Below are 2,441 nucleotides of genomic sequence, written 5' to 3'. Positions count from 1 at the left end.
GAGCTCGGCGGGGCGGTCGCGGTCGAGTACGCGCCGTCGTCGACCTGGACGAACGATTACCTGCCGCAGGTGGTGCATGCGGTGTCGAAGCTCTCGGTGAGCGACGGCCGCGGCCAGACAGCGGTGAGTTCTTACACCTATGCCGGCGGCAAATACGATCCTGCGGCGCGCAAGTTTTTGGGCTTTGCCTCGATCGTCGAGACCAGACCGCTGGCCAATGGCGAGACGGCGGCCTCGAAGATCGAGACCACGTATCGGCAGGATCTGGCGAGCTATGGCCTGCCGTCGCTGACGGTGTGGAAGGACGGCGCGGGCACCGTCCGCAAGCAGGTCGCCGAGACCTATGCGGTCAATGTGGCGACAAAACCCTACACGGTGCAGAACACGGCGACGGACACGACGCTGAGCGAGAACATTGCGCGCAGCCTGAAGGTCGAGCGGGTGTTTGACGCCTATAACAACGTGACCAGCATCAAGGACTATGGCCGCACCGATGTCAGCGGCGACGAGAAGCTGACGATGCGCTGGTTTATCCCCAACACCAGTGCCTACATCGTGTCGCTGCCCCGCGCCGAGCGCATCCATCCAAGCCTCAGCGCCAATGATCCCTATCTCTCCTACAGCGCCATCTACTACGATGGTTCCACGGATGTGCTGGCCCCGCCCGTCAAGGGCAAACCGACGATCAAGGTCGGCTATCGGGACGGGGCGACGGCGTCGAGCCAGTATTTTACCTATGACAGCTATGGCAACAATATCTCGGAGGCCAACAGCCTCGGCCACAAGACCGAATGGGATTATGACGCGACCTATCACCTCTATCCCATAGCGCAGCGCAGCCCGCGCTACTTCGCCACCGGCGGACAAAGTGCCGACACGCGCTTTGTCTCCAGCGCCACCTACAATGCCGTGTGCGGTCAGCCCTCGACGAAGACCGACCCGAACGGCATCGTCAAGACCTACACCTACGATGCCTTCTGCCGGCCCTACGAAGTCTCCCAGAGCATCACCGGCGCCTATACCAAGACCCGCTTCGAGAACGAGGGCAATCCGGCAACGCAGGCGCTCGTGAAGTACACGCTGCTGCCCAATGCGGCGGGCGAGGATTTTGTCCGCTCCTACTATGACGGTCTCGGCCGGGTCTATCGGGTGGAGACGCCTGGAGAGACGACGGCGGGCGCAAAGCGCATCGCCGACACCGACTACGATCTGCGTGGCAATGTCTTGCGCACCGCCTTCCCACGCTTCGTCGGCGAGACGGCGCAGTGGACCACCAACAGCTACGACTGGGCCGACCGGCTGGTGAAGACGGTCGCTCCGGATGCCAGCCAGACGATCTTTGCCCATAGCCTCGACAGTGGCACGGGCACCAATCCGCGGCTCTTTGCGGTAACCCAGACCGATCAGATCAACGCGACGACAACGCGTCAGTCCAGGACCGTCTCCTCGACGCGCGGCGATATCGTGCAAATCGTTCGCGATCTCGGCGGCCTCGGCCTGACCGAGAGCCGCACTTACGACGTGCTTGGCCGGTTGACCGGGGTCAGCGATCCCGCGGCTCGACCTGGTCCTACAGCTATGACATGGTCGGCAACCGGCTTTCCGCAACCGATCCCGATCTCGGCACCTGGTCCTACGTCTATGACACTGCCAATCGGCTGATCCGCCAGACCGATGCGCGCAGCACCGTCACGACACTGGCCTACGACCAGATGGACCGGCTGACGCTGAAGACGGCAACGGCCTCTGGCGGCAGTGCGGTGACGCTGACCCAGAACACCTACGACCAGGCGGCGGCCGGCTATTATAACATCGGCCAACTGACGACCTCCACCAACCCGGCGGCAACGCAGGTCTTCAAATATGACGGCTTTGGCAAGGTCGCTCGCCAGGATGTCACCATCGGCACGCTGACCCACACCACGACCAATGTGCGCGATGCCTCGGGCCAGACGCTTCGCACCCAGTATCTGCCGGTGCAGCTCGACTTCGGCACGGCGGCTGCCCCGCTGCAATACACCGCCGGCAACAAGCTCGCCTCCGCCTCCGGCTTCATCACCTCGACGCTCTATGAGGCCGATGGCCAGACCAAGGAGATCACCTATGCGAATGGTGTAAAAACCTCCTTCACCTATTCGCCGACCCGCCGCTGGCTGAACCGTGTCACCACCGCAAGGGGCGCAACCATCCTGCTCGACGATCAGTATGCCAGGGACCTCATCGGCCGCATCACCGGCACGACAGGGCTCACCGCTTCCGACAGTTGGACCTATGGCTATGACAATGCCGACCGGCTGACCTCTTCCAACAATCTCGGCGACAACACGCTCGACGAGACCTTTGTCTATGCCGCCAACGACAACATGACCTCGCGCAGCCGTGTTGCCGGCACCTATGTCTATCCCGCGGCGAGTGCTCCTCGTCCGCATGCGCCAACATCA

At 62.8% G+C, this 2,441-nt stretch carries 2 protein-coding genes; both read left to right on the top strand.

All coding sequences use genetic code 11. The annotated features are described in order from the left end of the window. Positions 1-1,662, top strand: a 1,662-nt coding sequence (locus MESS2_RS32900; RefSeq protein WP_040594410.1) for a toxin TcdB middle/N-terminal domain-containing protein, incomplete at its 5' end; no start/stop codon positions are given. After that, positions 1,584-2,441, top strand: an 858-nt coding sequence (locus MESS2_RS32895) for a hypothetical protein (RefSeq protein WP_040594407.1), incomplete at its 3' end; no start/stop codon positions are given. The genes MESS2_RS32900 and MESS2_RS32895, both read left to right, overlap by 79 nt.

The sequence above is a fragment of the Mesorhizobium metallidurans STM 2683 genome (genome assembly GCF_000350085.1).
GTDB lineage: Bacteria > Pseudomonadota > Alphaproteobacteria > Rhizobiales > Rhizobiaceae > Mesorhizobium > Mesorhizobium metallidurans.
This window is presented reverse-complemented; position numbering and strand designations above follow the sequence as displayed.